The following is a 25,336-nucleotide window of genomic DNA, read 5'->3' as shown; positions in this document are numbered from 1 at the left end:
CCTCTCTCCCCTTATCCGCGGATCCGTGCCAGCACGCCGTCGAGCGCCGCGTTGTGCTCGGCGGTGTGATGGGCTAGTGCCTGGAAGCCGGCTGACATTTCGAGGATCGTGTCGAGACGCGCGTGCTGCGCCTCCTTGAGCAACCGCTTGCACATGCGCAGCGCGTGGCCCGGATTGGCCGCGATTCGGTGCGCCAGTTCCAGGGCCGTGGGCAGCAACGCGTCGTGCGTCACCACGCGGGAAACCAGCCCGTACTCCAGCGCCTGCTTCGCGTCGATCGTGTCGCCGGTGAAGCAAAGTTCCGCCGCACGCGACGCACCCACGACGCGGGGCAACAGCCATGCGCCTCCATCGCCCGGAATCAGTCCCAGTTTCACGAACGTGGCCGCGAAGCTAGCCTGCTCCGATGCGATACGGATATCGCAGGTGCAGGCCAGGTCGTTGCCGGCACCGAGCGCCGGACCGTTGATGGCGGCTATGACTGGGATTTCGAGATTGGCTAGCGCCAGCGGCAGGCGCTGGATGCCTTCGCGGTAGGCGTAGCGCGCCATCACGGGCTCGCCGCTCTCGTTGCCGAACTTTGCGCGCAGCGTCTTGAGGTTGCCGCCCGAGGAGAACGCCGCGCCGGCGCCGGTCAGGACCACCACACGCACGCTGTGATCGCGGTTGAAGGCATCGCACATGGCGACCAGAGCGTCTACGGCGTCGTCGTCGGAAACTGCGTTGCGCGTCTCGGGACGGTTCATCGTGACGATGGCCACGGGACCGTCACGGCGGATATCGAGGAAATTGCTCATGGATAGTGAAAAATGATGAGATGGTGTCCGGTCAGCGCGCAGCTTGCTCGGTCAGCGCGCGGATGCCTGCGATGCGCTCCGGAGGCAGCCAGCCCGCCAGCGTTTGCGCGTAGTCGCGTACGTCGGTGGCGCGCGGCTGTGTCGGGCGGGCGGATGGCGTGCGGCTGAACCGTGGCGCCGGCGCGGGCTGCGTGACGCCGTCGATGTCGACGAACGTCTGCCGGGCCTGCAGGTGAGGGTGGTGCGGCGCCTCGGTGAAATCGAGTACCGGGGCCACGCAGGCGTCGGTGCCTTCGAGCAGTGCGGTCCATTCGTCGCGCGTGCGCGTGAGGAAGATCGCGGCCAGCCGGTCGGTTGCATCCGGCCAATTGCGCGGGTCCAGTTGCTCGCCGAGGCTGTCGGGATCGATGCCAATGCGGGCCAGCAGATCCCGATAGAAGCGCGCCTCGATCGGCCCTACCGAGATCCAGCCGCCGCCCTTGCACGCGTAGACGTTGTAGTAGTGCGCGCCGGAGTCGAGCACGTTGGTGCCGCGCTCTGCGTTCCACATGCCGGCGGCCGACAGCCCGAAGAAGACGCTGCTCAACGCCGCCGTGCCATCGACAATCGCCGCATCGACGACCTGGCCCATACCCGATTTGCTCGCCTCGAACAGTGCAGCGAGCACGCCAGCGACGAGGAACATGCCGCCACCCGCGAAATCGCCGAGGTAGGCCGGCGGAATCGAAGGCGGCTGCCCGCGTCGGCCGATGGCGTTCAAGGCGCCGGTGAGCGCGATGTAGTTGATATCGTGCCCCGGGCTGGACGCAAGCGGGCCCGTCTGGCCCCAGCCCGTGACCCGGCCATAGACGAGCCGCGGGTTGCGCGCGTGGCAAGCCTCGGGTCCGAGGCCGAGCCGCTCCATGACGCCGGGCCGGAATCCCTCGATCAGCATGTCGGCCGATGCCACGAGGTCCAGCACGGCCTGCACAGCAAGTGGTTCCTTCAGGTCGAGCGCAATCGCCTTGCGCCCGCGCAGCATCAGGTCGTAGCGGCGCTCACGCTTGACGCCAAGATCGGTTTCGCCTGGACGCTCGATGCGCAGCACCTCGGCACCCATGTCGGCCAGCATCATGCCGGCCAGCGGGCCGGGACCGATGCCGGCCATTTCGATAACCCTGACACCTGCCAGCGGGCCACGTTGCGGCGCTTGTTGTTCCGTGTGCATAGAATCTCAATTGGTCCGATGGGTTATTCAATCTGGATGGCGGCACGCTTGACGATGTCGCGGGTTCGCTCAATTTCGGCCAGCTGGAACTGGCGGAAGTGTTGGGGCCCGCCGAGATAAACCTCCCCGCCTAGGCCCGTGATGAACTTCACGCTGTCGGGCTGCTGCATGGCTTCACGTACGGCGGCGGACAGCACGTTAACGATCTGCCCGGGCACCTTGGACGGCGCAAAGACGCCGGTCCATGCCGCCACATCGAAGCCCGGCGCACCGCTTTCGGCAACGGTAGGAACCTGCGGAAGATCCTTGAGCCGCTGCGGGGCGGTCACGGCGAGCGGGCGGACACGGCCCGCGCGAATCAGCGGTAACACCGCGCTGATCTCGCCGATCGCGTAGTCGACGTGGCCAGCGGCGACGTCGGTCATGGCCGGCGCCGTGCCCTTGTAAGCGATGGGATTCGCGCGCACATGGAAGCGCTCGTTCAGCAGTTCGGTATAGATCTGGTAGGTGGGACTACCCGCCGCGTAGTTGAGTTTGCCCGGCGCGGTGCGCAGGGCGCCGATGAGCCCCCCAAGCGCCTTGTACGGCGAATTCGCCGGCACGACGACGACCATGGCAAAGCGCGCGAGGCGCTCCACGGGCGCAAAGCCGTTGACGGGATCGTAGGGGGGATTAGTGAACAGCACGGCGTTGGTTACCATCGTCGAGTTGCTGCCGACGAAGAGCGTGTAGCCATCAGGCGCGGCGTCGGCGACGGCGCGGGCGCCGATGAAGCCGTTCCCGCCGGGGCGGTTCTCCACCACGAACGGCTGGCCCAGCTTTGCAGCGAGCTTCTGGGCAATGAAGCGCGCCGTGGAATCCGCGCCGCTGCCGGGCGGCAACGACACCACGAGCTTGACTGGCCTTGCCGGGTAGTCGGGCTGCGCACCGGCCGGCAGGGCGAATAGCCCGAGCGCGGCCAGCATGAGGCGTCGCCTCACTGCGTCAGTTGCCATGTTGTCTCCTTGTTTTCGTGCCGGTAGCCCAAAAGGTTTGGCATCCGGATCGACTCGGATGTTACTGACTGCAATGCCTCTGGAAAAATACTTTCGATATGTCAGCCGATATGTCCGCTGTATCGGCGACGGCCCCATTCGGGCGGGGTAACCCCAACGACCCTTCGCGCCATGTTTGCGAGAGCTTCGGAGCCGTTCTTCAACTGGGCCCCACTCGAGCCGTTTCCCTTGTTTGGCGACGAGTTCGTTGCCTTCACAGTTAAGCTCCTGAACACCATGGCGCGCCAGAAGCTAACGCTGGAGCAGGGTATGCGCGCGTTCGACGAACTGCATCGTACCCCGGAGTTCTTCAAGCGGTTTATCGAAAGGTACATGCTTTATCAACCGCAGGGGGACGTCGCAGCGCTTGCCTACACAAAGGCTTCAGTGTTCTCAGACGAACACTCGCTCGCTCACTGGCGCAAGCTTAAGCCTGCCGACCGAGCGATTCTATATCTGCTGGCACGCGGTGAGTCTGACTTGCACTCCAGCGCCACACTGGAAAAGCTCGGTACCATGCTTGGCAAGCCCGCCACCAGGAACACCACGGCCCATGCACTGCGCCGTTTGCTGGCCGATAACGTCGTGACCCGTCTTGCCATGGGCGACTACCGAATCGAAGACGAGGCGTTTGCCGAGTGGATTCGTAAGCGTCAGGAGCCTGCGGCGGAGACCTGATTACGGTGAGCTTCGTACGAAGGGCGCAGGCCTAGAGGGCTGAGGCTTAGACGCGTACTTTTTGCACATAACGCCCGTACACCGAAATTTGCTGGTTGCTGGGGTGGTATGTTTGATTGTCAGAGAAGGGCAGGGTGCGAGCGCCGCCGGCACCTCAGTCGGCCGTCGACGCGCAAGCGTTCGACTCGTTAGAAGAGTCGAAATGCGCAGCGGCATACACGGCATTGCACGCCCAGACTTCTTCCCCGTCCTTCTAGAAAGTGACCCATTTGCCGTCGCTGACGCAATGGGCGCTAGGGAAGACTTCGGCATGGCGGCCGGCGGCCAACTCCCGCATATGAGGCCGGATGTATGGCTGCAATCTCCACCTTCGAGCCATCGATCTTGAAGCCCTGGCAATAGACGTCGACCGCCAGAAGCCGGTCAATGGATCGTAGCAGCCTGGGGCATTCCCCTACTTGCCCCGCTGTGGATGGCTGCTGTTTCCGCAGGTTGATGAACTGGTGCTTGCCCGTCTTGCAGCGCTGACTCACGTTAACGTCGACAGACTAGTGGCGATCCAAACACCAGCAGCGTGGGTGTCCGACCGACGCGGCCTTTCATTCTGCTTCGAGTGCCTCGCTCTGAATCCCCTCGATGTCCTTTCGCCTCGCTGGAAACGTGAGTGGCTGAATCCGGCGGCAACTGTCTGTGAAATTCACGATCAACGCTCCAGGCCACCTCAAGATGTCATGAAAGACGCTTTTCGTCACAGGCGGCCATTGGTAGGTCGTCTGCCGAATGGTCGCAACTGGCCGATAGTCGACGATTTGCGACCGGAGTGTTCCGATCGGATTATGCGCTAGGTAGGTGATTGCTTTGGCACGGCGGCGCCTGAATTCCCGAAGGAGAACCTGTGCGGCAAAACGTTTTTTGGCCTGACTAACCGGCCCGTCACGCTTCAAGAATCTCAAGACCGTTCTCGGCGCACCATTGTCTCAGCGCTCTTTCGACAGAGTCGGCTTCAAACGTATACCAGACCTCGAGAACGCCCTCGCGCCGCAGCAAATCCTTGAAGCGCGAGTAAGCCCCTTGCCGTTGGAAAAATCCTTCGACCTGGTCGTAACACGCAGGCAGCTCTTGTGCGACAAAGCGTAAGGCGAGAGTTCTTCCAAGATCGAGATCGTTCTTATGTGGTATCGCAAGGTATCGGTCGGAAGTTTCAAGGTCGTCAGGAATATCCTCGTCGAACGCGTCATTGGAATCAGAGGTCCAATAGACTCTGCCCGTATCGAGCGAGACATACGCGTTGTGCTCCATCGGCGCCGCGTAGCTAACGAAGTCGAAGGCCATAGAAAGATCCTCGTGTTTGACTGCGACCATGGCTCTACTCCCATAGGTTGTCGCGTGCGAGTTGTACGGGCTCGGAGATATTCGGCGACCGCGGTTAAACGACTCAATGTGACGCAATCCAGCTGCGAACATTTGGCCCTTAGCCTTTACCCAAGGGCAACGCTTCATAGTACCGCAGCGCGCTTCGCAGCTCTGCGCGACCCATGGTCACCGCGTCCGCTAGTTCGCTTTGGGCTACCTTATGCGCCGACTCATGTCGCCCGCCTCTCGGTTCGAAGTGGCGGAGAACGGCGTACTGACCTACGGCTTGTACCGGCCGGCTACTGCCGTGACCCCCAAGCCAGGTGCCCAGGTCATCGCCGCGGCCACCGGGGCGAGGCGGGCGGAAGCGCGGTCCGGCCATGCGGACTACTTCGCATATCACGCTGTACCCACAAACTCGCGAGTGCTTGGCGCATTCCGCTATCACGTCACTGACATATGGCGGCGCACGCTCCGGCGACGCAGCCAAAAGGACGCAATGACATGGGAGCGAATGAACCGGCTCGCAGATGCTTGGCTCCCGCAACCTCGAATCCTCCATCCATGGCCCGATCAGCGTTTCGCCGTCAAACACCCGAGGTAGGAGCCCGGTGCCCGAATTGGGCACGCCGGGATCTGTGCGGGGGGTGCTCAGTAATGGGCATTCCTACCGCGTAATGGGTGTCCGATGAAACGGGGCAACCCCAGTCGACGATGGATCACGCATATTTTTCTTATTTCTCCTTCTGAAAAATTTCATGTCAGCTTGCGTGACGGTTGCGGCTAGATTGGGCGCAAAGTGCGTACGGTACACAATGTTTGCGGCCGGCTTCCCTTTGGAACTGTAGTCCAGGCTTCGTAGGAAACAGGAACTTGTCGAGCCCTGTGCCGGGATCCGCCTGGGCAACATCAGCCACCAACTTATCAGGCTTACTTCATCCAGGCGCCAGCATTCACCGGTTCGTTAGCCGGAAATTGCCGTGTTCATGAACGATTGTGCCAAGGGGGTCTGCAGGTCCGCGGGGGTAACCGGCAAATGGCCGCTGGGAGGATGGGGGATGAACCGTTGGCTTATATATATGTTCCGTCATGTCGGAGCATGGCTGTTCGCCAGTCTGACGCTGATCGCCTTTAACGCGTATGCGCAAGCTGCGTCGGACCAGCCGGCTCCCTTCAAGCCTGAAGAACTCGAGGCACTGGTCGCGCCCATCGCCCTCTACCCCGATTCGGTGCTGTCCCAGGTCCTGATGGCCTCCACGTATCCGCTCGAGATCGTGCAGGCTGCACGCTGGGTCAAGGCCAATCCGAAAGTGAAAGGCGATGCCGCCCTGAAGGCGGTCGAGAGCCAGCCCTGGGATGTCAGCGTGAAGTCGCTAGTGGCGTTTCCCCAGGCGCTTGAGCCGATGAACGACAAGCTCGACTGGACGCAAAAGCTGGGCGATGCCTTCCTCGCCCAGGAGAAGGATGTGCTGGCGGCGGTGCAGCGGCTGCGGTCGCGAGCGCAGCAATCGGGGAACCTCAAGTCGAACGAGCAACAGAACGTGATCGTGGAGTCGCCTCCGGCTCCGGTCCAGGGGCAGCCCAGCCAGACTGTTGTGCGGATTGAGCCCGCGAACCCGGAGGTCATTTACGTGCCGGCCTACAATCCGACCGTTGTCTACGGCGCCTGGAGCTCTCCCGCCTATCCACCTTACTACTGGCCACCATATCCTGCCTACTATCCGGGCGCAGCGCTGGCCACTGGCTTTGCATGGGGCGTCGGCCTGGCCGCTGCCGGGGCCATCTTCGGCAACTGCAACTGGGGTGGCGGCGACGTGAACATCAACGTCAACAAGGCTGCCAATATCGACCGGAACTTTGACCGCACCAAGGTGCAGGGGGGTGGACGATGGCAGCACGATGCCTCGCATCGGAAAGGCGTGGCGTACCGGGATAACGCTTCGCGTGAGAAGTTTGGTGGCAGGAGTTCGGCCGGTTCCGACAGGCGCAATGATTACCGTGGTCGCGATGGCGGTCGGGGCAGCTCGGACCGGGCGTCTGCGGCCGATCGCGGAGGGCGTGGGGGGGCGGATCGGAGGTCTGCGGCCGATCGCGGAGCGCGTGGGGGGGCGGACCGGGCGTCTGTGGCCGATCGCGGAGGGCGCGGCGACCGCAGTGGTGCCGGAGACCGCGGCGGCGTGTCGAATCGTGCCGGGAGCGGGCGTGGCGGCGGCGCGGGCGGCGGTCGGGAGAACGCGTTCCAGGGCGTAGGCGGGGGTGGCGCCGCGGCCCAACGTGACTTTGACCGGGGCCGATCCAGCATGCAGTCTTCTGGACACCGCCAAAGCGGTGCGGCCAGAGGAGGCGGCGGTGGTCACGGCGGCGGCGGATTCGCAGGCGGAGGCGGCGGCCGTGGCGGAGGCGGTGGTGGTGGGCGTGGCGGCGGTAGGCGCTAATCTTGGGGGATGCGATCATGGACTCGATACAACGACTTCCTCGGTCCCGGTCTTGCGCCTGGGGCAGCGCCATCGCCATGGTGCTGGCGCTATTGACCTTGGGGATCGCCCCAGCTCATGCGCAGAAAAACTTCAGCTCGCCCGAGGCTGCTATGAACGCATTTGGCGAGGCGGTTGCCACCAGCGACGACGATGCGATGAAGTCCCTGCTTGGTGCCAATTATCACGAACTGATCCCTCCGGTTGGCGCAGAGATTCGCCACCGCTTCCTTGAGGCCTGGAGCCAATCGCATGCCATTCGCCCCGAAGGGGGCAACCGCGCTCGGATTGCGGCCGGCAATGACGGCTGGACCTTGCCGATTCCACTGGTGAAAACGGCCAAGGGATGGCATTTCGATACCCGCGCCGGCGTTGCCGAAATGCAGTTGCGCCGCATCGGCAGCAACGAGCTGGCGGTAATGCAGACCTTGCTGGCCGTTTGCGATGCGCAGAATGAGTACGCGCAGATGGCCCAGAAGACGCAGGGTATGTCGGTGTACGCGGCGAAGCTCGTCAGCTCGCCCGGCAAGCACGACGGCCTGTACTGGCCAACCAAGCCCGGCGAGGCGCAAAGCCCGCTGGGACCAGCGTTCCTTGAGGCCGGCATGCGTAGCAGGGGCCAGGGAGGCTACTACGGTTATCGCTACAAGCTGCTTACCTCGCAGGGAAGCCATGCTCCGGGTGGCAAGTATGACTATCTCGTGAATGGCAAGCTCTTCGGTGGATTTGCGGTGATCGCGTGGCCGGTTCGCTACGGCGACACCGGCATCAAGAGCTTCATGGTCAGCCACGATGGGCGAGTCTTTGAGCGTGATCTTGGACCGGATAGCGCAGCCAAGGCCGTGGCGATCCGGTCATTCGACCCGGGGCCGGGCTGGACCGAGGTGACGCCGTGACACGCACGCTGCTTGCCTGCCTGCCGTCGAGCGATGATGTCGACGGCATTTTCCAATATTTGGCCTAAACCGAAGGTGAGTCATGTCTATTCTCTTACTTGGAAACCTCGACGCCAAAACCACTGATGAGGAAATCGGCGCCTTCCTGGTGAAGTACGGATTCCCGGAATACACCAGCATCGAACACATGGAAGGCGACGGCACCAGGCCTGCCGTGCGGCTGACCTTCGATACCCTCGACAATGACACCCTGGACAAGCTACGGGGGCGTATTCACGATATGTTTTGGAAAAGTCACAAGATCACGGCCCTCGTAATGAGAGAGCGCTTCAGCTGAAGCGAGGGGCGCATAGGACACTCTGAATGAGTGCAACGCAAGTCTGATCAGGGGATACACCATGAAACGCATGTCATTGCTGGCCGCTGCGGTGTTGGTAGCGGCTAGCGCTTCTGCGTGGGGGCAAACCGAAACCCGCGTGGATATCACGCAGTCACCCGGACAGGCGACAGCGACCGGCACGGCAAAGCTCACCGCCAAGATCGTCAAGATCGATGCGCCGACGCGAACGGTTTCGCTCAAATCCGCCGACGGCAAGACCACGGACCTAGTCGTGGGACCGGAGGCGAGGAATTTCGAACAGCTCAAGGTCGGCGATACCGTCACGATAGAGTACAAAGAAGCCCTGACCATGAGCCTCAAGAAGGATAAGGGGCCGCTCGCAATGCACGAGCGCGAGACCTCGGACCGTGCTGCGCCGGGAGCAAAGCCAGGTGGCACAGTCGGCCGGGAAGTGACCGTCACGGCGGACGTTGTTGCGGTCAATACCAGCGCCAAGACCGTGACCCTGAAGGGGCCGAAAGGGCGCACGGTGGACCTCGTGGTGGGGGATCCAGACCGTCTTAAGGGCATCAAGAAGGGCGATCGGGTCGAAGCAGTCTATACCGAGGCCGTTGCGGTGTCGGTGCAGCCGGCCGCGGGCAAGTAGCAGCACCGGAGCCAGGACGAGCCAAGCCCGTCGACCATGCGGGCTCCCATCCTGGCGTCCGCAGTCGGGGGCGCAGCCAATTCGGTATTTCGCCACGGCGAACCGCCCCCGGCCCCCCTTAGCTCTTCTGTCACAGAATTTCCAGCGGAGATCGACATGGATGCAGCAAAGCAACTGGTTCACGCGCGTGAAGTTGGCCTGAAGACCGGCATGGTGCTGCAAAGGCGCCTGAAGATTGCGCAGGAGGCCTATCGTGGACGCGTCCAGCAGGCCGTTGGGGATCCGAGCGCCGGCCCGCCCACGCCGATGGCCGGCATGGATCCGATGAGCGGCTATGCCTATGCCATCGACGGCATGCAGCGTGCCATTCTGTTCTGGGACACGCTTAGGCAACGGGGCAACAACTTTGTCGAAAATGCCATGCAGGGGCTCAAGCCGGTCCTGCATTTTGGCTACGAAACCGTTTTGGACGGGCGCCAGTTCCAACGGCCCGTCAACTATGCCCTGTTGAAAATTACACCGCCCGATGGCGTGACGATCGACGATAGCCGCCGCCCCTATGTCATCATCGATCCCCGCGCCGGCCATGGCCCCGGCATCGGCGGCTTCAAGGACGACTCGCAGGTGGGCGTGGCGATGCGTGCCGGCCATCCGGTGTATTTCGTCATCTTCTTCCGCGACCCCGAGCCGGGGCAGACCCTGCTGGACGTGTGCGAGGCCGAGCAACAGTTCATCAGAAAAGTGCGCGCGCTGCATCCGCACAGCGCCAAACCAGCGATCGTCGGCAATTGCCAGGGGGGGTGGGCCGCGATGATGCTTGGGGCCTCGGACCCGGACGACGCCGGGCCGATCGTGATCAACGGCGCACCGATGTCGTACTGGAGTGGTGCCTGGAGCGAGGGCGAAGGCGACAACCCGATGCGCTATTCCGGCGGACTGCTGGGTGGGACCTGGTTGGCCTCGTACACGGCGGACCTCGGCAACGGCAAGTTCGATGGCGCTTGGCTGGTGCAGAATTTCGAGAACCTGAATCCGGCCAACAGTCTCTGGGACAAGTATTACAACCTGTACAAGAAGGCCGATACCGAACCGCCGCGCTTTCTGGAATTCGAGCGCTGGTGGGGCGGCTACTACCTGATGAACCGCGAGGAGATCGAATGGATCACGCGCAACCTGTTCGTCGGCAACAAGCTCTGGGACGGTGACGTCAAGAACGCCGGCGGCAAGGCGTTCGATCTACGCGAGATCCGCTCGCCTATCGTGCTGTTTGCCTCGATGGGCGACAATATTACCCCGCCACAGCAGGCATTCAATTGGGTGGTGGATATCTATGGCAGTACCGAGGAGATCAAGGCTCGCGGCCAGGTGATCGTCGGCATGTTGCACCGCAGCGTCGGCCATCTCGGCATTTTCGTCTCCGGCACGGTCGCGAAGAAGGAGCACGCGCAGATCGTCTCGGTGCTCAAGAGCATCGAATTGCTGCCGCCGGGGCTCTACGGCATGGTCATCCATGAGCGCAAGGGCAGCGCTGGCGTGGACTATGAGGTCGAGTTTGAGGAGCACTCGCTCGAGGAGATCGCCAGCAGGCTTAACCGCTTTGATCGCGTCGACGAGAAGCCGTTCGAGACGGTCGCCAACCTGTCGGACTTCACGCAGCGCGCCTACGAGCTTTTTGCGCAGCCTTACGTCCAAGCGGTGTCCAATGAGATGACAGCGCGGGTGCTGCGCGAATTCCATCCGCTGCGCATGCAGAACTGGCTATTTTCGGACCTGAACCCGTGGATGGCATGGTTGAAGCCCGCGGCCGACGCGGTCAGGTCCAGCCGGCAGGCGCTGGACCCGGACCATCCGCTGCGGCAGCAGGAACAAGCGGGGGCGGAAATGCTCAGCGCGGGATTGGACGCCTACCGGGCCGTGCGCGATGCCATGACTGAGTACACATTCTTCAACGTGTACGCCAACCTGTTCCCGTTCCTGTCAGGGAGCGAGCCTCCCGCCCGCGCGGGCACATCGGCCGCTACCGCCCCGCAGGACCTGCCGGAAGTCAAGACGGCGCTGGCCGCAGTTGGGCGTGGCGGATACGCCGAGGCCATCGCCCGGCTCGCCTGCCTGCTGAGCCGAAAGGGCGAACCACTGCCGCTGTCCAGGCTAGAGTTGCGCAAGGAACTGGTGACGGACTATGCGGATCTGCTGCCGGAACTGGCGCCCGACGCCTGGCGCAAGATCCGCGGTCAGCAGGAACTGATCGCGCGGTACGCGCCCGAGCAGGCGCTTCAGACCCTGCCGGTACTGCTCAGGCATCAGGCCGACCGGCAGCGGCTGCAGGCGTTGGCGGAGAAGCTGCGTACCGATGAGCGCCTGCTTGGCGCCACGCCCACGCCCGAGCAGGCGGCAATGCTTGAGCAGATCCGCACGCTACTTAGCGCCAAGCCGGGACGCGTGGGCGGCACGGCCGTCCCACTCAAGCGCGCGTCCTAGCGCGCCGTGGGTCGCCTGCATCGCCGGCGACCGATACCAATGACCCTGATGCAGGAGCGAGCCGTGAACGCCAAGCATGAGAAATACCAACGTCTGATCGATTACTGCAAGACGATGCCGCCCACGCCTACCGCGGTGGTGCATCCGTGCGATCAGTCTTCGCTCGAAGGCGCGGTGGAGGCCGCACGGCTGGGCCTGATCGCGCCAATCCTGGTCGGGCCACGGTCCCGCATCGAGGACGCTGCGCGCGCAGCCGGTCTCGACATCCGCGAATACCCGATTGTCGATGCCGATCATAGCCATGCGGCAGCGGCGGCCGCCGTGCAGCTAGTGCGCGAAGGCAAGGCCGAGGCCCTGATGAAGGGCAGCTTGCATACCGACGAGCTGATGGGAGCCGTGGTCAAGGGCGACAGCGGCTTGCGCACCGCCCGGCGCGTCAGTCACTGCTTCGTGATGGACGTGCCAGGGCACGAGGACGCCCTGATCATCACCGACGCCGCCGTCAATATTGCCCCGACGCTGGCCGAGAAGGCTGACATCCTGCAGAACGCGATCGACCTGGCCCACGCATTACGGGTCGAGGAGGTGCGCGTGGCGATCCTGTCGGCGATGGAGACGGTCAACCCGAAGGTGCCATCGACGATCGATGCCGCCGCGCTGTGCAAGATGGTCGACCGCCACCAGATCACCGGCGCGGTGGTCGACGGGCCGCTTGCCCTGGACAATGCGATCAACCTGGATGCGGCGCGGATCAAGAAGATCGATTCGCCCGTGGCGGGGCGTGCCAATGTCTTGCTGGTGCCGGACCTGGAGGCCGGTAATATGCTCGCCAAGAGCCTGACCTTCCTGGCCGGCGCCGACGCCGCGGGCATCGTGCTGGGCGCGCGGGTGCCGATCATCCTGACCAGCCGCGCCGACTCCGTCACGACCCGGCTGGCGTCGTGCGCGGTGGCCGTGCTGGTGGCCAGGGCACGCCGCGAGTCCGGCCAGGTTGCGGGGTGATGCCATGGCCGCACTGATTCTGGTCCTGAATGCGGGTTCGTCGAGCATCAAGTACTGTGCGTACGACACCCATGACGATGCACTAAGACTTGTCTTGCGCGGCAGCATCGACGGGCTCTACACGGCGCCGGCATTCCGCGCGACTGATGCGTCGGGGGCCGAGATCGAGACCAAGCGGTGGGACGCCGGCACCGATCTCGGCCACGAGGGGGCCATCGCCTTCCTGGCGGACTTCCTGCGCGGCCATGGGGAAGGGCATACGCTGAGCGCAGTGGGGCACCGGGTTGTGCACGGGGGAGTACGCTTCACCCAGCCGGCAAGGGTGACGGAGGCACTGCTGGCAGAACTGGACACGCTTTGCCCGCTCGCGCCTCTGCACCAGCCCCACAACATCAAACCGATCCGCATCCTTGCCGAACGGCGCCCTGAGTTGCCGCAGGTCGCCTGCTTCGATACCGCCTTCCACCGGGCGCAGCTCGAAGTGGCACAGGCATTCGCATTGCCCGCGGCGATTACGGCGCGAGGCGTCAGGCGCTACGGGTTCCACGGGCTGTCGTACGAGTACATCGCGGGGGTCCTTCCGAGCGTCGATGCCGGCGCAGCAGCAGGACGCACGGTCGTGGCCCACCTCGGTAACGGCAGCAGCATGTGCGCGCTGGTGGCGGGGCGCAGCGTCGCCAGCACCATGGGCTTTACCGCGGTGGATGGCCTGCCGATGGGAACGCGCTGCGGCAGCCTCGATCCGGGCGTGATTCTGTACTTGATGAGCGAACTCGGCATGGATGCTCGGGCCATCGAGGACCTGATCTACCGCAAGTCGGGCCTGCTCGGCGTCTCTGGCGTATCGAGCGATATGCGCGCGCTGCTTGCGAGCGACGATCCGCAAGCCCGCTTTGCTATCGAGTTGTACACCTACCGCGTCGCCCGCGAGCTTGGCTCGCTGGCTGCCGCCGCGCAGGGGCTGGATGCGCTGGTCTTCACTGCAGGCGTCGGCGAGCATGCCGCGCCGATCCGCGAGCGTGTATGCGAGCTGGCGGCATGGCTTGGCGTGAGCGTGGATCCCGCCGCCAATGCCAGCGACGGACCGCGTATCAGCTTGGCCTCGAGCCGTATCCCTGTTTGGGTCATCCCGACCAACGAGGAACTGATGATTGCCAGACATACCAGGGACGCCCTTGCAATGCCTACACGATGACCGCCGTTATAGCCCATCAAGGCAGCGGCTTGGTCTTGACGGCTCACTGGCAAAAATGAATCCGGGAGAGAGTGCCATGACTGCAGCGCCGCAACAACCGATCCTCAACAACGCCCGCGCACTCATCTGCGGGATCGCGAACGAACACTCCATTGCTTATGGGTGCGCCAAAGCCTTCCGTGAACTGGGAGCAGAGGTCGCGATTACCTATGCCAGCGAAAAGGCGCGCCAGTTTGTCGAGCCGGTGGCGCAGGAGCTTGACGCTTCCATCTTTCTGCCCCTGGATGTCACGAACCCAGCGGAAATGGACGAGTTGTTTGGGCGAATCAGCGAGCAGTGGGGAAGACTCGACATTCTGGTGCATTCGATCGCCTGGGCGCCGAAAGACGCTTTGCAGGGAGGCCTGCTCAATTGTTCGGCCGAAGGCTTTGCCAAGGCCATGGATGTGTCCTGCCACTCCTTCGTACGCATGGCGCGGCTGGCGGCGCCCCTGATGAGCGATGGTGGCACCATGTTCACCATGAGCTACCACGGCGCCAACAAGGTGGTGCCGAACTACAACGTCATGGGTCCGGTGAAGGCCGCCCTGGAAGCCGTGTCACGCTACCTCGCGTACGAGTTGGGCCCGCGCGGCATCCGCGTGCATGCGATCTCGCCAGGGCCACTGCAGACGCGCGCTGCATCCGGACTAAAGGGCTTCGATCTGATGCTCGCTGACGCCGTGGAACGCGCTCCACTTGGCGAGTTGGTCGACATCATGGATGTCGGGTACACCTGCGCCTTCCTGGCTACTACCTACGCCAGGCGGCTATCGGGCGAAACGCTGTATGTGGATGGCGGCGTCAATATCATGGCATGACGCCAGCAAGTACCCCGTTGACTTGGCGGGAGGCAAAAAGGCGGCGCTCGATGCCTGTGACGCCTGCCTTAGGCGGCCGCCATCGATTCAACGAACTCACTTTCTTTCCTTACAACAACGTTGCCATGCAAGACAAGTCTGAAGCGACAAACTTTGTGCCGTTCAAAGTATCCCTGTGCAATGAACGAGAAGTGCTAGTGCGGGAGATTACCGGAGATGACAAGGCCGGCCTGTTGGCGGCGTTCAACAAGCTTTCGGCAGATGCGCGTTACGCGAGATTCATGGCTGCCATGCAGCAGCTGCCGGAGGCGATGCTCGAACAAGCGACGCATCCCTCGGTTGAGCGCGAGTTCGCACTGGTGGCAATTGCCACGGAAAACAAGGTGTCGTCTATTGTGGCTGGTGCGCGCTACGCCGCCGCACCGGGCAGCGATACCTGCGAGTTTGCGGTAACGGTAGACGATGACTGGCATAGGCTTGGCTTGGCCCGCCGACTGCTGGGCACTCTGATCGACATCGCTCGGAGCCGCGGCTTTCGATGCATGGAAGGATATGTCTTATCGTCGAATACCGGCATGCGGCGACTGGCCAAACGTTTTGGATTTTCCGACTTAGCATGTCCAGACGACGCCACGCTACGCGTGGTGACCCTTGCGCTGCAAGACAGTGAGCGTAAACGCTAGGTGCAGGCGTCTTGCTGCAATGTCCTCCATTTGATCTGATCCAGCAAAAATCTGTGCCACGCGTCCGGCGGCTTATCCGGGTCGGTGACATAGCGGGCGCCAATCAGTCGGGCCAGAGCGTCGAATTGGCATGATCACGAGCGGTTCATCGGGCGTCGTTCGGCTGCATGTTCAGCAGAAGCCAAGTACCTTCCACCAAACACTCCCGATCACGGCGAAGATCAGCAGGTCCACCACGCACATCACAAAACCGACGCGCCACCAGGTTCCCATCGTCTTCTTCACGCCGCGGGAGATCAGGATGGCCACCACGTCATCCTGAAGGTCATGCCGATCGGGGTTATGGCGATGATGGCCATCGTGGTCCTCTCGTTCGCAACGATTGTTGTCAGAAAGGTGGCTCGTTGTCGCAGGTGACCTCGACCTCGTCCAAGGGGGCGGTCGCCGATGCGCTGACCGCCTTCGACAGTCCGCTAATCTGGTTGCCCTCTGGCACAGGCAGCAGCAGGGTGATCAGCACGACCGTCGTGATCAGGGCGGGGCCCAGTCGTGGACGATCGCTTGGAATTCACGCGATTGCACTGGCGATCCCGCAGTGGATGGCACCATTGCAGAGTCTGCCCCGGCTTCACACCGACGGCAGCCGTGATCACGATGATGTCCGCGTCCTGCGCGATCTCGTAATCACCGGCATAGAAGCGTGTCCCCTGAATGCAAACAGGGCCGGGCCGCCCACCCGCCGACCAGAGGAACGCGACCGACACCACTCCAAACGGGCATGGTTCCCTAACGTCTTCCACCGCCACCTCGTCCGCCGCCAAAGCCACCGCCGAAGCCGCCAGCGCGGCCGGAGCCTGAACGCAGGCTCGCGCTTCCGCGATTGACGTCACGCTGCACGGCGCTGCCGCCACTGCCCACGCCCTGGAAGCCATTGTCCCGGCCCCCGTAGCATCGCGCCCGCGAAAGTTGTTGCGGCCCGCCGCATCGGCCATGCTCCTGCCGTATCTCTCCCGTGTTGCATTGTCGCGATAGGCAACACCCTGGCGGTGCCGCGCGTCGTGCTGCCAGCGGCCTCCCTCGAACTTGCTGGCGTAGGCAATGGCCCCGCCCAGGCCGATGCCCCATGCGATGCCTCCGACGAAGGCATCGCCGGGGTAGTAGGGCGCGTAGGGTGGCCAGTAGTAGTACGGGTAGCCCGCATAGCCCCAGCCGCCGTAGACGATCGCCGGGTTGTACACCGGCACATAGATCACCTGGGGATCCGCCGGCTCGATGCGCACGATGGTCTGCTGCGCGGCTTCGCCGGAGGTTGCTGTTTCCACGGTCACGGTCTGCTGCGGCCCCGACTTGAGGTGACCGGCTTGCTGGGCGCGCACACGCAGGCGTTGCACGGCATTGAACACCTCCTTCTGCTGGGCCAGGAATGCATCCCCCAGTTTCTGGGTCCAGTCCAGCTTGTCGCCCGTTGGCGCAAGGATCTGCGGAAACGCCACCAGCGACTTTACGCTGACGTCCCAGGACTCGTTCTGTACCACCTTGACTGCGTCGTCACCCTTGAGGTTCGGATGGGCCTTGCTCCAGCGCGCGGCGAGGGCGACTTCCAGCGGGTAGGTGGGGGCCATCTGGACCTGTGACAGCAGCGGATCGGGATAGAGCGCGATCCGGTTACCCCGGCATTTTTGATCAGGATGTCGATGTTGCCGATGTCGCCGATGTCGCCGAGGCGAAGCGGGCGGCCTATGTCATTCGCAGCCTGGGCGTGACGATGGGGGCAAGAACGGATCAAAACCGAAACACCGCTCCGAGCATGGGACCCTTAAAGGTGAGCCGTTGTATCAGCTCGCCTCCCTTCACTTCATAGGTCAGGTAGCGGTAGGATAACTGGATATCGCCCCACTTTGCCGCATACGCCGCCCCGGCGGACGCTTGCAGCGTGTAGCTGGAAGACCCGATCCCGGCGTCGACGTAATACGGCACGTACCACCTGCCATTGCTGCTCAGGTTGAAGCGACCGCGCACACCGAAGATCGCGTCCACGAGGTTTTCCGTTTGCGAGACACTGCCTTGCTGCGCCAGCGTCGCGCCCTGCTGCGTGAACGTTGCGGATAGCGTCCAATGCGCGCTCGCACTCAGGTTCAGATAGCGCAGGCCTCCGAACGGCTCAATATTGCCCCATGGCGCGCGTAACGCCCTGTAGCCTGCGGCAAGCTGGAGCATCCCCCCAGTCATGCTGCTGCCCACATCGGTCGCTACGTCGCGGGGCACGATGATGCGGGCGCCATTGCCCGCCGTCACCGATTTGAGTGTGGTGTCCTGGCGATTGAAGTCGAGGTAGATCGCATCCCCGAAGATCGACCAGTTGCCCTTTCTGGCCTCAGCCTGCAGCATCAGCAGGAACTGTAGGTTCTGGAGATAGCTGTCCGGCCCCGTGCCGATGTCGAGATTGCCGCCGCCGGTCGATGACGATCCGGAAAAGCGAAAGTCTCCACTGACGTTGGGCAGCCAAAGGTATGGCGCAATGGCAAATTGCCAGCTATCGCTATCGGTCGGACCAGGCAGATCGGGTGGTGCAGCCTGCGCCGATCCAGCTGCCGCCGCGAGGAAAAAGGTGATTAGATACCTGGCCGCGCCGGTCGCAAAGCGTTGACACCTGCCTTCGCCTGCGCTGAGCCGACCTGCGGTTTGAGCTGTTTCCATGGCTATGTTCCCCAATCATCCATTGCGCAATGCATGTGCCGGCGAGAGAATGACAACGCAGAGTTGCGACGATAACCTTTTCGTGCGCTAGTTTTGGGGCTTGCCGGCTCCCAGTGCTGCCCGTTTTTTGTCGCTGACGGCCTTGATCTGTGCAACGAAAGATCGGAGTTGAAAGTATCAAGGCTTTGTACTAGTCGGATGGAAGGGAATTCCCCTTCGTTGGTTGTGATGCGGCTTCGACACGCCATCATGGCACTTCCGAACCAGCTGGCGGCTTGCGCCGCGACCTCGGGACGGGGAAGTCCCCTCCATTCGATGACGCCTTGCCGGTCTCCCCGCGCATTCAGAACCTGTGCCGGACGCCTAAGGCGACGCCGAACATGTTGCTCTGCCCGTTGCCGAGGACATAGCTGTTACCTAGCGACAGGCTGTTGGCATAGAAGGTCGCGAGCGACTCGAGCATCAACCCGGCGTTCTTAGCATAGGCCGTGGTCAGGTAGACATCGGTGCGCTTGGACAGTGAGTAGTCGGCCACGAAGGAGATCTGCCACGGGTTGGCTACACTCGTGTTGCCGTAAAGGTTCTTGAGGTCGTCGTAGTTGTACTCGAGCGTGAGCGCGAGTGCCGGTGTGACCTGGTAGTTGGCCCCGATCCAGTAGAAGTCATCGCGCTGGATCAGGACATCGGCCGCGTTCTTGTTCTGGCCCCAGCGGTAGCCTCCCATGATCTTGGCGGGGCCGAACGCATAGCTGGCGCCTACGACGGCCTTCTTGATGATGCCGGTGCCGGTGCCGATTGTGGGATTCCACTGGTCATAGCCGGCCGTCGCGGCGAACGGGCCGAACGTGTAAGCCAGTGCCCCGCCATAGGCGGTGTCTCGCCGGAACTGCCCCGGGACTTCGCCATTGCCGCCGATCGGGATGGGGAACCCTACCGAGGCGGGCAGGGCCACCCCGGCGCCGAAGGACCAGTGCGCGAGTGCCGTCAGCCCCCCGAACTTCCCGGTGTACTTGATGGTGTTGTCCTCGCGGTAGTTGGGGCCGGACTGCATGACGACCGGCTCATACTGCGTGGCATAGGCGGTTGGAGAGAAGTTGGCCAGGGCCTCGAACATCGAGGTGTACTGCCGACCGAGGCTGACCTGCCCGAAGCGGTCGCTCTGGACGCCCACGAAAGCCTGGCGGCCGAACAGGCGGCCGCTTTGCTGCGACAGGCCGGTATCGAGGCCGAAGCCGCTTTCCAGCACGAAGATAGCTTTGATGCCGCTGCCCAGGTCCTCGTTGCCGCGCAGGCCCCAGCGCGAGCCGGAAAGTCCGCCGGAAGTCAGTCGGTAGGCATCGTTGCCCGGTCCCGGGTTGAATCCGTTGGCGGCCGTCGGCACGACGCCCGCGTGGTTGACATATTCCACGTTGGCGTCGATCACGCCGTACAGCGTGACGCTTGACTGCGCAAGGGTTGCCATCGGCCATCCCAGCAGAGTCGCCAGGGCCATCCTTTTCAGTGACATTTGTTCTCCTCTCTTTCTCTTTTTTGCTTTGGGTGGTCCAGCCACAACTTCATTCTTTGCATGCCTGACCTTGCAACATGCTGCCGGGCAGCCTGTTCGAGCTTAGGAGCGAAGCCCGTTTCCCGCCAGCAACCGATGACCGGAAACCGCGGGAAACACGCAGTGGTGTCGGCTATTTAAGACAGTCGACGCCAAGAGCTGGCTGCCACTGCCTTCGAACTTCCCCCATGCGCCTGAACAACTTCGAGCGCGACGACCGACAGCGACTTCACCGGCTGGAGAACCGAATCCGGGAAGAGGGCTGCCGTGCTTGGCTTTTGGGGAACAGAAGACGACCGATGCGTCCCGGAATGCGTGGAACGAGTCGTGCTCACGGAGCGGCTGCGGCCTGATTCGGAGGCCGTACCCAGGGGTAAGCTTTGATTTCGGTGCCGGCCGGACGTCTTCTCCGACCGGTTCAGCGTTTTCGACGGGGAACTGCGTCGGCTTGGGGATCCTGAGGCAACTCTTTTCCGTGGCTGCTGGCGTCAGCAACCTCCGGCGTTGCATCGTCGCCGGGAATCGACGCTGCCGGTTCGACATGGGACGGAAGTTTTTCGAGGCGCCCTTTGACCAGCAGAGCGTCTCGGGGTCTGCAGAGTCAAGATGATACGGACTGCATAAGCTCGTCGTCCTCGTCTAGTCCATTAGATGCCACACAGATCGAAGCGCAACATCGGTACAAATTATTGGACGTACATCGTCCAGCGACGAGAAAAAGTGATGCGTTTGACTTCGTCCTTTCTATTTGCATCATGGCTGGTGGTCGGATGCAACACCTGCTGGTTTCCTTGCCGGCCATCGGCGTGCCAGTGGCAAACGCGCTCTTCCTGTTGTACGGAAACTATCCGAGCCCCGCCCGGGAGGGCGAGGTCGTGGCCAGCGCCGCATTTGCTGCCGCGAACGGTCTGGAGGTGGGCTCCCGCGTCACAGCCATCCTTAACGGGCGCGAACGGCAGTTGGAAGTGGTCGGCATCGGAATATCCCCCGAATATGTCTATGAAGTCGGCCCGGGCATGGTGTTCCCGGATAACCGCCGCTTTGGCGTGCTGTGGATGGGGCGGGATGCGATTGCATAGCGTTCGGCATGGAGGGCGCTTTCAACGATGTGGCGCTAACGCTCGACGCAGGCGCGGATGCGCGCCAGGTCATCGGCCCGCTCGACCCAGCCGGAGGCGACATACGTAACCGATGCCCATCACTCGGCGCCAGCCTTTCGCATGGCGAATTCTGCTTCACCGGCGATCTCGATTTCCCGAATCCCCGGCCGCAGCGCACGCGAAACCGCATCCATCCCCGAGTCTGCTACTTTAGCGGCAGCCTTTATGCTTGCCATTTCGGCCACGTCCTTCAACATGCGGAGTTGCGAAACAATTGGTGTAGCGGATACAACATGGGCTTTCGGTAGGATGTGGGCAACAAAGACATCATATAAGGCGGCGTCGAAAAAGTTCTTCTCGATGGCAATCGTTGCCTGTGTAAGGTCGAGTTCCTTTAATACATCGCGGAAGCCGTGGAACATCTCGACTTCGCTCTGGAAAGAGCGAAGCTCGGTTGCGACGGAAGTGCGACGAATGCTGGCTAGATCACAAGCCGGCACGGCAACAACACAATGCAGCGTGCGAGTCAGCAGCGCCAGCGCGCAAGGTCGACCGTCGCCAGTGAAATATGCAAGATTTGCAGGTTTCATCAGCAGCAGCGCGTCGACGTCCTGCTGCTCCATCAAAGCCGCCGCGCGCTGCCAACGGGCCGCGTAATCAAAGACCGGCTTGTCCATGATGTGATCCTCACTTCGGGCATATCCACACGCTTCGGCGCCGGCGACGCTACGCTGAAAGCTTCGCAGACGCTCACTCCGTTCTGCCGCTGCAGCGGGACTGCTGTCGCAAGCGCGCACGGCCGGACGGCAAGGGGCTGGCAGGTCGCCGGTCCAACGGGATCGGTCCGCGCGAGGGCCAAGCCTTACGGCTAGACCAATCATCCGCCTGGCGCCATCGTTCTACCCATGCCCGGGCCCATGCCCGGGCCCATGCCCGGACCCATGCCCGGACCCATGCCCGGACCCATGCCCGGACCCATGCCCGGACCCATGCCCGGGCCCATGCCCGGACCCATGCCTTGGTCGTTGGCCATCGTCTGCATCATTTCCTGCATGAACGCCATGTGACTACCCGCCATGTCTTGGCACATTTGCATTTGATTTGATGGGGCGTTTCCCTTGGCGACTCTTTTGCCAGGAGCCATACGAGCAGGGCCGCCCATTTTCATCATGTCCTTTTGCATGATGGCCATTGCATCTTGCATGACCTGATGGCGTTCAGCCAAGAGGGCCTGGCGCTCTTCCGGCGTCTTGGCCCGCGCAAGCCGCTCTCTGATGGCACGCAGGTGGGCAACCTGGGCGTCCAGCCTTGCATCGCTGGAAACTCCGGGGGCTACGACCGGAGGCATATTTTGTTGTTTTTCAGGATGGTGCTGCTCATGCTCCGTGCCGGTAGCCGGTGACGCCGGGAAAGCTGCTGGCGCCCAAGCGAGCACGACGGCCGCAGTGATAAGGGTGGAGAGGCGATGGTTGGTGGACATGGGAGATTCTCCTAAGAAAACATGACAGTTCCTAGTCCAAGGTATGCGGCGGTCAGGGATTTGAGTTGATTGGGATCAACGAAGCGATGGGTGTACCGGGTGTTCAGTCCCATCGATGTGCTGGTCTGCGCGCCGGAGCAATCTGCGCAGACCATTTGCTGATGCCCTCATCAGCAATGCTCCGGTGTGCCAGGAAACGGTTGGCCAGGAACACATCCGGGGGAATACCTAGAATTTGACTATGAGGGCGGCAAGTCAGGGGGAACCGTGCAAAGCGCCACTTCGCCCGTCGGCGCCAGCCCTGCGGCGGATTGTTTGTTCCTCTGCCACACCTCTATCCAACGGCACTTCGCTGCCAGTGCTGGCGTGCCTACGCCCGTTGCATGCTTGATTTGGCGCGCTCCGCGACCTCGAACACGAGCATGCCAGCAACCATTGCTGCCACAAAGCCAATAGCCTTCGGATAGCCAGCGCCCAGGGCAACCAGCGCGGGGCCAGGGCAGAAGCCGGCCAGACCCCAGCCGACGCCGAAGGCGGCGCTGCCCAGGACCAGCCGCAGCGTTACGGTCGTGCTGGCCGGCAGTTGCACAGGCAGCCCCAGGAAGGAGCGCTTGCGGTGTTTGGCGATGAGGAAGGCGAGCGAGCCAATGGCAATGGCACCGGCCATCACAAAAGCGAGGGACGGATCCCAGGTTCCTGCAAGGTCAAGAAAGCCCAGCACCTTGGCCGGGTTGGCCATACCGGAGACCATCAGGCCAATGCCAAATAGCAAGCCTGCGAGGAGTGCAGTCATGGCGGTCATATCACCCTCCAATCAGGTGCCGTTGCACGAAAACAGTCAGGAATCCCGCCACCATGAAGGTGAGGGTGGCGACCAGCGAGCGGATGGAGCCGCGCGAGATGCCGCACACACCATGGCCGCTGGTGCAGCCGCTGGCGTAGCGGGTGCCAAGGCCGACCAGGAAGCCGGCGGCCAGGATTTCGCCCCAGCTTGCCTGAATATCCGCAATGGCCGGCTTGCCGAGCAGGCTCGCAATCACAGGAGCGCCAACCAGGCCAGCGAGGAAGGTCAGGCGCCAGGCCATGTCCTTTCGAGGCAGGCTGAGCAGGCCGCCGAAGATGCCACTGATGCCGGCAATGCGGCCGTTGAACAGCAGCAGCACGGCGGCTGACACACCGATGATGAACCCGCCGACCAGTGACAGGCCGGGCGTGAAGTTAGCGAGGTCAATCAGCATGTCGCCTCCTGGTTGGCACAGAACTGTTCATAAAGGACCGCCATGACGGCAAGCGCCTGGGGGCTCGCCACCGAATAGAAGATGCTCTTGCCGTCACGGCGCGTCGCCACCAGGCTGTTCTCGCGCAGCACACCGAGCTGTTGAGACAACGTCGGCTGCCGGATGCCGAGCTGTTCCTCCAGCTCACCGACAGACAGCTCGCCTTGGGACAGGCGGCACATCAGCAGCAGGCGATCCGGATTGGCAAGCACCTTGAGCAGGGCGCAGGCCTGCGCCGCTGCAACTTGCATGCTGGCGAGGTCGATGGCGGAGTGGGGTTGGTCCATAGGTCGGTTACATTTTGCTTGTTAATATTATATAAAACAATAGAATATATGTGAATAGAATGCACTGCATCCAAGGAGGCGAGCGTGCACCCGACTATCCAGCCGTTCTTCGACCCTGCGACCTGGACCGTGACGTACGTGGTCTTTCAGGAGGGGCGCTCCGAGTGCGCCATCATCGACTCAGTGCTGGACTACGACCCCAAGGCGGGGCGGACATCTACGGCAAGTGCTGATAAGGTCATTGCGTTTGTGCGCGCGCACGAACTGCGTGTCGAGTGGATTCTCGAGACGCATGCGCACGCCGACCACATGTCTGCCGCGCCATACCTGAAGCGCCGCCTGGGTGGCCAGATAGCAATAGGCCAGAACATTCGCCGTGTACAGGGGGTGTTCAAGAAACTCTTCAATCTGGAACCGAAGTTCCGGCTCGACGGGTCGCAGTTCGACCACCTGTTCGACGACGGAGCGACGTTTGCCGTCGGCGGCCTGACCGGCAGGGCGATTCATGTGCCAGGACATACACCCGCCGACATGGCTTACCAGATTGGTGATGCGGTCTTTGTCGGCGATACGCTGTTCATGCCGGACGTCGGCACGGCTCGCTGCGATTTCCCGGGCGGCGACGCGCACGAGTTGTATCGCTCCATCCGCAAGCTGCTGGACCTGCCGAGTAATACACGGCTCTTCATGTGTCACGACTATCCGCCCGAGGGGCGCGGGCCTGCATGGGAAACGACGGTGCGCGCTCAGCGCGAAGGCAATATCCACGTGCATGACGGCGTGAGCGAGGAACAGTTCGTGGCCATGCGCCAGGCGCGCGATGCGACGCTGGCGATGCCCACGCTGCTTCTGCCGTCGGTGCAAGTCAATATCCGAGCCGGGGAGTTGCCGCCGCCCGATGCGAATGGCGTTCGCTATTTAAAAATCCCGCTAAACGTCATCTGAGTCAGGTTTGTGACCGACCTTACCGATGAGTGGCGCATGAGAGCTACGCCTCGATTGGCGTGGACCAGTCCGAGTTGAGGCAGGTATTGTCTTTCATCAACTCTCTTCATCTGAGGAGCACTAGCATTTGCATGAAGGGGACAGGCAAACGCATATGTTCGCTGGTCCTGACTTCGAATCAGTAGCCTTGAGACTGACCGACGTCGTCGACTGGGCCGGTCTTTTGCAGAAATGCAAGCGTAATCGCCCGCGGTAGTCCTCAAGGTTGGCGCGGCTGCATCCAGTTCTGGTGCATCATCATGTGGTGCATCTTGCCACTGACGCTTCGCTGAAGGTGCTGACCCATAGCAAGGTCCCCGTGC

General features: G+C 62.6%; 24 protein-coding genes and 3 pseudogenes. 14 read left to right on the top strand and 13 right to left on the bottom strand.

Annotation, left to right across the window (positions count from 1 at the left end; translation table 11 throughout):
- Positions 1-11 precede the first annotated feature (11 nt).
- Genes CNE_RS35205 through CNE_RS35195 form a run of 3 tightly spaced genes read right to left on the bottom strand, consistent with a single transcriptional unit; the run spans position 12 to position 2,969 of the window.
- A complete protein-coding gene (locus CNE_RS35205; protein ID WP_013959542.1) occupies positions 12-797 on the bottom strand; it encodes a crotonase/enoyl-CoA hydratase family protein in 786 nt (261 codons plus the stop codon).
- Positions 798-828: 31 nt separating this feature from the next.
- Entirely contained in the window at positions 829-2,004 is a 1,176-nt protein-coding gene (locus CNE_RS35200; protein WP_049800734.1) for a CaiB/BaiF CoA transferase family protein, read from the bottom strand.
- Positions 2,005-2,027: 23 nt separating this feature from the next.
- A complete protein-coding gene (locus CNE_RS35195) occupies positions 2,028-2,969 on the bottom strand; it encodes a Bug family tripartite tricarboxylate transporter substrate binding protein (protein ID WP_238553162.1) in 942 nt (313 codons plus the stop codon).
- Between the two features lie 201 nt (positions 2,970-3,170).
- On the opposite strand from CNE_RS35195, the gene CNE_RS35190 reads away from it, so the two are divergent.
- On the top strand, positions 3,171-3,716 hold the full coding sequence (locus tag CNE_RS35190) for a hypothetical protein (RefSeq protein WP_013959539.1): 546 nt from the start codon (positions 3,171-3,173) through the stop codon (positions 3,714-3,716).
- Positions 3,717-4,649: 933 nt separating this feature from the next.
- On the opposite strand, the gene CNE_RS35185 is transcribed toward CNE_RS35190, so the two are convergent.
- The gene (locus CNE_RS35185; protein WP_035815618.1) at positions 4,650-5,078 is read right to left on the bottom strand and encodes a hypothetical protein; all 429 of its coding nucleotides are present in this window, start codon (positions 5,076-5,078) and stop codon (positions 4,650-4,652) included.
- Between the two features lie 379 nt (positions 5,079-5,457).
- Here CNE_RS35185 and CNE_RS42545 point away from each other — a divergent pair.
- The 10 genes and pseudogenes from CNE_RS42545 to CNE_RS35140 form a co-directional block, all read left to right on the top strand.
- A pseudogene (locus CNE_RS42545) lies at positions 5,458-5,673 on the top strand (reverse transcriptase); the annotation flags it as partial.
- 454 nt (positions 5,674-6,127) lie between these two features.
- Positions 6,128-7,504 carry a DUF3300 domain-containing protein gene (locus tag CNE_RS35180; protein WP_013959536.1) on the top strand — a complete coding sequence of 459 codons (1,377 nt, stop codon included), beginning with the start codon at positions 6,128-6,130 and terminating at the stop codon, positions 7,502-7,504.
- A gap of 17 nt (positions 7,505-7,521) precedes the next feature.
- On the top strand, positions 7,522-8,439 hold the full coding sequence (locus tag CNE_RS35175; protein ID WP_013959535.1) for a DUF2950 domain-containing protein: 918 nt from the start codon (positions 7,522-7,524) through the stop codon (positions 8,437-8,439).
- Positions 8,440-8,521: 82 nt separating this feature from the next.
- Positions 8,522-8,776, top strand: a complete 255-nt coding sequence (locus tag CNE_RS35170; RefSeq protein ID WP_013959534.1) for a hypothetical protein — start codon at positions 8,522-8,524, stop codon at positions 8,774-8,776.
- Between the two features lie 61 nt (positions 8,777-8,837).
- On the top strand, positions 8,838-9,425 hold the full coding sequence (locus CNE_RS35165; protein ID WP_013959533.1) for a DUF1344 domain-containing protein: 588 nt from the start codon (positions 8,838-8,840) through the stop codon (positions 9,423-9,425).
- Between the two features lie 156 nt (positions 9,426-9,581).
- Positions 9,582-11,903, top strand: a complete 2,322-nt coding sequence (locus tag CNE_RS35160; protein ID WP_013959532.1) for a DUF3141 domain-containing protein — start codon at positions 9,582-9,584, stop codon at positions 11,901-11,903.
- Positions 11,904-11,942: 39 nt separating this feature from the next.
- Positions 11,943-12,905 carry a phosphate acetyltransferase gene (locus CNE_RS35155; protein ID WP_193351107.1) on the top strand — a complete coding sequence of 321 codons (963 nt, stop codon included), beginning with the start codon at positions 11,943-11,945 and terminating at the stop codon, positions 12,903-12,905.
- A 4-nt stretch (positions 12,906-12,909) separates the two neighbouring features.
- A complete protein-coding gene (locus CNE_RS35150; RefSeq protein ID WP_013959530.1) occupies positions 12,910-14,100 on the top strand; it encodes an acetate/propionate family kinase in 1,191 nt (396 codons plus the stop codon).
- Between the two features lie 76 nt (positions 14,101-14,176).
- A complete protein-coding gene (fabI, locus tag CNE_RS35145; RefSeq protein WP_013959529.1) occupies positions 14,177-14,959 on the top strand; it encodes an enoyl-ACP reductase FabI in 783 nt (260 codons plus the stop codon).
- 125 nt (positions 14,960-15,084) lie between these two features.
- The gene (locus tag CNE_RS35140) at positions 15,085-15,642 is read left to right on the top strand and encodes a GNAT family N-acetyltransferase (RefSeq protein ID WP_041229318.1); all 558 of its coding nucleotides are present in this window, start codon (positions 15,085-15,087) and stop codon (positions 15,640-15,642) included.
- A 171-nt stretch (positions 15,643-15,813) separates the two neighbouring features.
- On the opposite strand, the gene CNE_RS41380 is transcribed toward CNE_RS35140, so the two are convergent.
- Positions 15,814-15,951, bottom strand: a complete 138-nt coding sequence (locus tag CNE_RS41380; RefSeq protein ID WP_158310049.1) for an anion permease — start codon at positions 15,949-15,951, stop codon at positions 15,814-15,816.
- A gap of 3 nt (positions 15,952-15,954) precedes the next feature.
- On the opposite strand from CNE_RS41380, the pseudogene CNE_RS43245 reads away from it, so the two are divergent.
- A pseudogene (locus CNE_RS43245) lies at positions 15,955-16,226 on the top strand (hypothetical protein); the annotation flags it as partial.
- Positions 16,227-16,428: 202 nt separating this feature from the next.
- Here the strand turns inward: CNE_RS43245 and CNE_RS35135 are convergent.
- The 3 genes and pseudogenes from CNE_RS35135 to CNE_RS35125 all read right to left on the bottom strand — a co-directional run bounded on the left by CNE_RS35135 (position 16,429) and on the right by CNE_RS35125 (position 19,846).
- Positions 16,429-17,264, bottom strand: a pseudogene (locus CNE_RS35135) (DUF3300 domain-containing protein).
- A gap of 160 nt (positions 17,265-17,424) precedes the next feature.
- Positions 17,425-18,339 (bottom strand): hypothetical protein, encoded by a 915-nt coding sequence (locus CNE_RS35130; RefSeq protein WP_013959525.1) that lies wholly within the window; start codon positions 18,337-18,339, stop codon positions 17,425-17,427.
- A gap of 343 nt (positions 18,340-18,682) precedes the next feature.
- On the bottom strand, positions 18,683-19,846 hold the full coding sequence (locus CNE_RS35125; RefSeq protein WP_013959524.1) for a porin: 1,164 nt from the start codon (positions 19,844-19,846) through the stop codon (positions 18,683-18,685).
- A gap of 809 nt (positions 19,847-20,655) precedes the next feature.
- Here CNE_RS35125 and CNE_RS35120 point away from each other — a divergent pair.
- Positions 20,656-20,964, top strand: a complete 309-nt coding sequence (locus CNE_RS35120) for a hypothetical protein (RefSeq protein ID WP_013959523.1) — start codon at positions 20,656-20,658, stop codon at positions 20,962-20,964.
- 119 nt (positions 20,965-21,083) lie between these two features.
- On the opposite strand, the gene CNE_RS35115 is transcribed toward CNE_RS35120, so the two are convergent.
- The 5 genes from CNE_RS35115 to CNE_RS35095 all read right to left on the bottom strand — a co-directional run bounded on the left by CNE_RS35115 (position 21,084) and on the right by CNE_RS35095 (position 24,029).
- Positions 21,084-21,662, bottom strand: coding sequence for a M24 family metallopeptidase (locus CNE_RS35115; RefSeq protein WP_013959522.1), 579 nt, complete (start codon positions 21,660-21,662; stop codon positions 21,084-21,086).
- Between the two features lie 200 nt (positions 21,663-21,862).
- Positions 21,863-22,465, bottom strand: a complete 603-nt coding sequence (locus CNE_RS35110) for a hypothetical protein (RefSeq protein ID WP_013959521.1) — start codon at positions 22,463-22,465, stop codon at positions 21,863-21,865.
- A gap of 370 nt (positions 22,466-22,835) precedes the next feature.
- Positions 22,836-23,267 carry a DUF6691 family protein gene (locus CNE_RS35105; protein ID WP_041229097.1) on the bottom strand — a complete coding sequence of 144 codons (432 nt, stop codon included), beginning with the start codon at positions 23,265-23,267 and terminating at the stop codon, positions 22,836-22,838.
- Between the two features lies 1 nt (position 23,268).
- Positions 23,269-23,703: a YeeE/YedE family protein gene (locus CNE_RS35100; protein ID WP_013959518.1), complete on the bottom strand. Its 435-nt coding sequence runs from the start codon at positions 23,701-23,703 to the stop codon at positions 23,269-23,271.
- On the bottom strand, positions 23,697-24,029 hold the full coding sequence (locus CNE_RS35095) for an ArsR/SmtB family transcription factor (protein WP_013959517.1): 333 nt from the start codon (positions 24,027-24,029) through the stop codon (positions 23,697-23,699). Before CNE_RS35095 ends, CNE_RS35100 begins: the two co-directional genes overlap by 7 nt.
- A gap of 84 nt (positions 24,030-24,113) precedes the next feature.
- Between CNE_RS35095 and CNE_RS35090 the strand changes: the two genes are divergently transcribed.
- Entirely contained in the window at positions 24,114-24,974 is an 861-nt protein-coding gene (locus tag CNE_RS35090; protein ID WP_013959516.1) for an MBL fold metallo-hydrolase, read from the top strand.
- Positions 24,975-25,336 lie beyond the last annotated feature (362 nt).

Origin of the sequence: Cupriavidus necator N-1 (assembly GCF_000219215.1) — a bacterium.
GTDB classification, from domain to species: Bacteria; Pseudomonadota; Gammaproteobacteria; order Burkholderiales; family Burkholderiaceae; genus Cupriavidus; species Cupriavidus necator.
The sequence above is the reverse complement of the archived record's forward strand: the minus strand, read 5'-3'. Positions and strand labels throughout refer to the sequence as shown.

Bases quoted from the DNA above. Each gene is read 5' to 3' on its own strand.
- CNE_RS35205 (WP_013959542.1), bottom strand. From the start codon at position 797: ATGAGCAATTTCCTCGATATCCGCCGTGACGGTCCCGTGGCCATCGTC.
- CNE_RS35200 (WP_049800734.1), bottom strand. From the start codon at position 2,004: ATGCACACGGAACAACAAGCGCCGCAACGTGGCCCGCTGGCAGGTGTC.
- CNE_RS35195 (WP_238553162.1), bottom strand. From the start codon at position 2,969: ATGCTGGCCGCGCTCGGGCTATTCGCCCTGCCGGCCGGTGCGCAGCCC.
- CNE_RS35190 (WP_013959539.1), top strand. From the start codon at position 3,171: ATGTTTGCGAGAGCTTCGGAGCCGTTCTTCAACTGGGCCCCACTCGAG.
- CNE_RS35185 (WP_035815618.1), bottom strand. From the start codon at position 5,078: ATGGTCGCAGTCAAACACGAGGATCTTTCTATGGCCTTCGACTTCGTT.
- CNE_RS35180 (WP_013959536.1), top strand. From the start codon at position 6,128: ATGAACCGTTGGCTTATATATATGTTCCGTCATGTCGGAGCATGGCTG.
- CNE_RS35175 (WP_013959535.1), top strand. From the start codon at position 7,522: ATGGACTCGATACAACGACTTCCTCGGTCCCGGTCTTGCGCCTGGGGC.
- CNE_RS35170 (WP_013959534.1), top strand. From the start codon at position 8,522: ATGTCTATTCTCTTACTTGGAAACCTCGACGCCAAAACCACTGATGAG.
- CNE_RS35165 (WP_013959533.1), top strand. From the start codon at position 8,838: ATGAAACGCATGTCATTGCTGGCCGCTGCGGTGTTGGTAGCGGCTAGC.
- CNE_RS35160 (WP_013959532.1), top strand. From the start codon at position 9,582: ATGGATGCAGCAAAGCAACTGGTTCACGCGCGTGAAGTTGGCCTGAAG.
- CNE_RS35155 (WP_193351107.1), top strand. From the start codon at position 11,943: ATGACCCTGATGCAGGAGCGAGCCGTGAACGCCAAGCATGAGAAATAC.
- CNE_RS35150 (WP_013959530.1), top strand. From the start codon at position 12,910: ATGGCCGCACTGATTCTGGTCCTGAATGCGGGTTCGTCGAGCATCAAG.
- fabI (WP_013959529.1), top strand. From the start codon at position 14,177: ATGACTGCAGCGCCGCAACAACCGATCCTCAACAACGCCCGCGCACTC.
- CNE_RS35140 (WP_041229318.1), top strand. From the start codon at position 15,085: ATGCAAGACAAGTCTGAAGCGACAAACTTTGTGCCGTTCAAAGTATCC.
- CNE_RS35130 (WP_013959525.1), bottom strand. From the start codon at position 18,339: ATGGAAACAGCTCAAACCGCAGGTCGGCTCAGCGCAGGCGAAGGCAGG.
- CNE_RS35125 (WP_013959524.1), bottom strand. From the start codon at position 19,846: ATGTCACTGAAAAGGATGGCCCTGGCGACTCTGCTGGGATGGCCGATG.
- CNE_RS35120 (WP_013959523.1), top strand. From the start codon at position 20,656: ATGCAACACCTGCTGGTTTCCTTGCCGGCCATCGGCGTGCCAGTGGCA.
- CNE_RS35115 (WP_013959522.1), bottom strand. From the start codon at position 21,662: ATGGACAAGCCGGTCTTTGATTACGCGGCCCGTTGGCAGCGCGCGGCG.
- CNE_RS35110 (WP_013959521.1), bottom strand. From the start codon at position 22,465: ATGTCCACCAACCATCGCCTCTCCACCCTTATCACTGCGGCCGTCGTG.
- CNE_RS35105 (WP_041229097.1), bottom strand. From the start codon at position 23,267: ATGACCGCCATGACTGCACTCCTCGCAGGCTTGCTATTTGGCATTGGC.
- CNE_RS35100 (WP_013959518.1), bottom strand. From the start codon at position 23,703: ATGCTGATTGACCTCGCTAACTTCACGCCCGGCCTGTCACTGGTCGGC.
- CNE_RS35095 (WP_013959517.1), bottom strand. From the start codon at position 24,029: ATGGACCAACCCCACTCCGCCATCGACCTCGCCAGCATGCAAGTTGCA.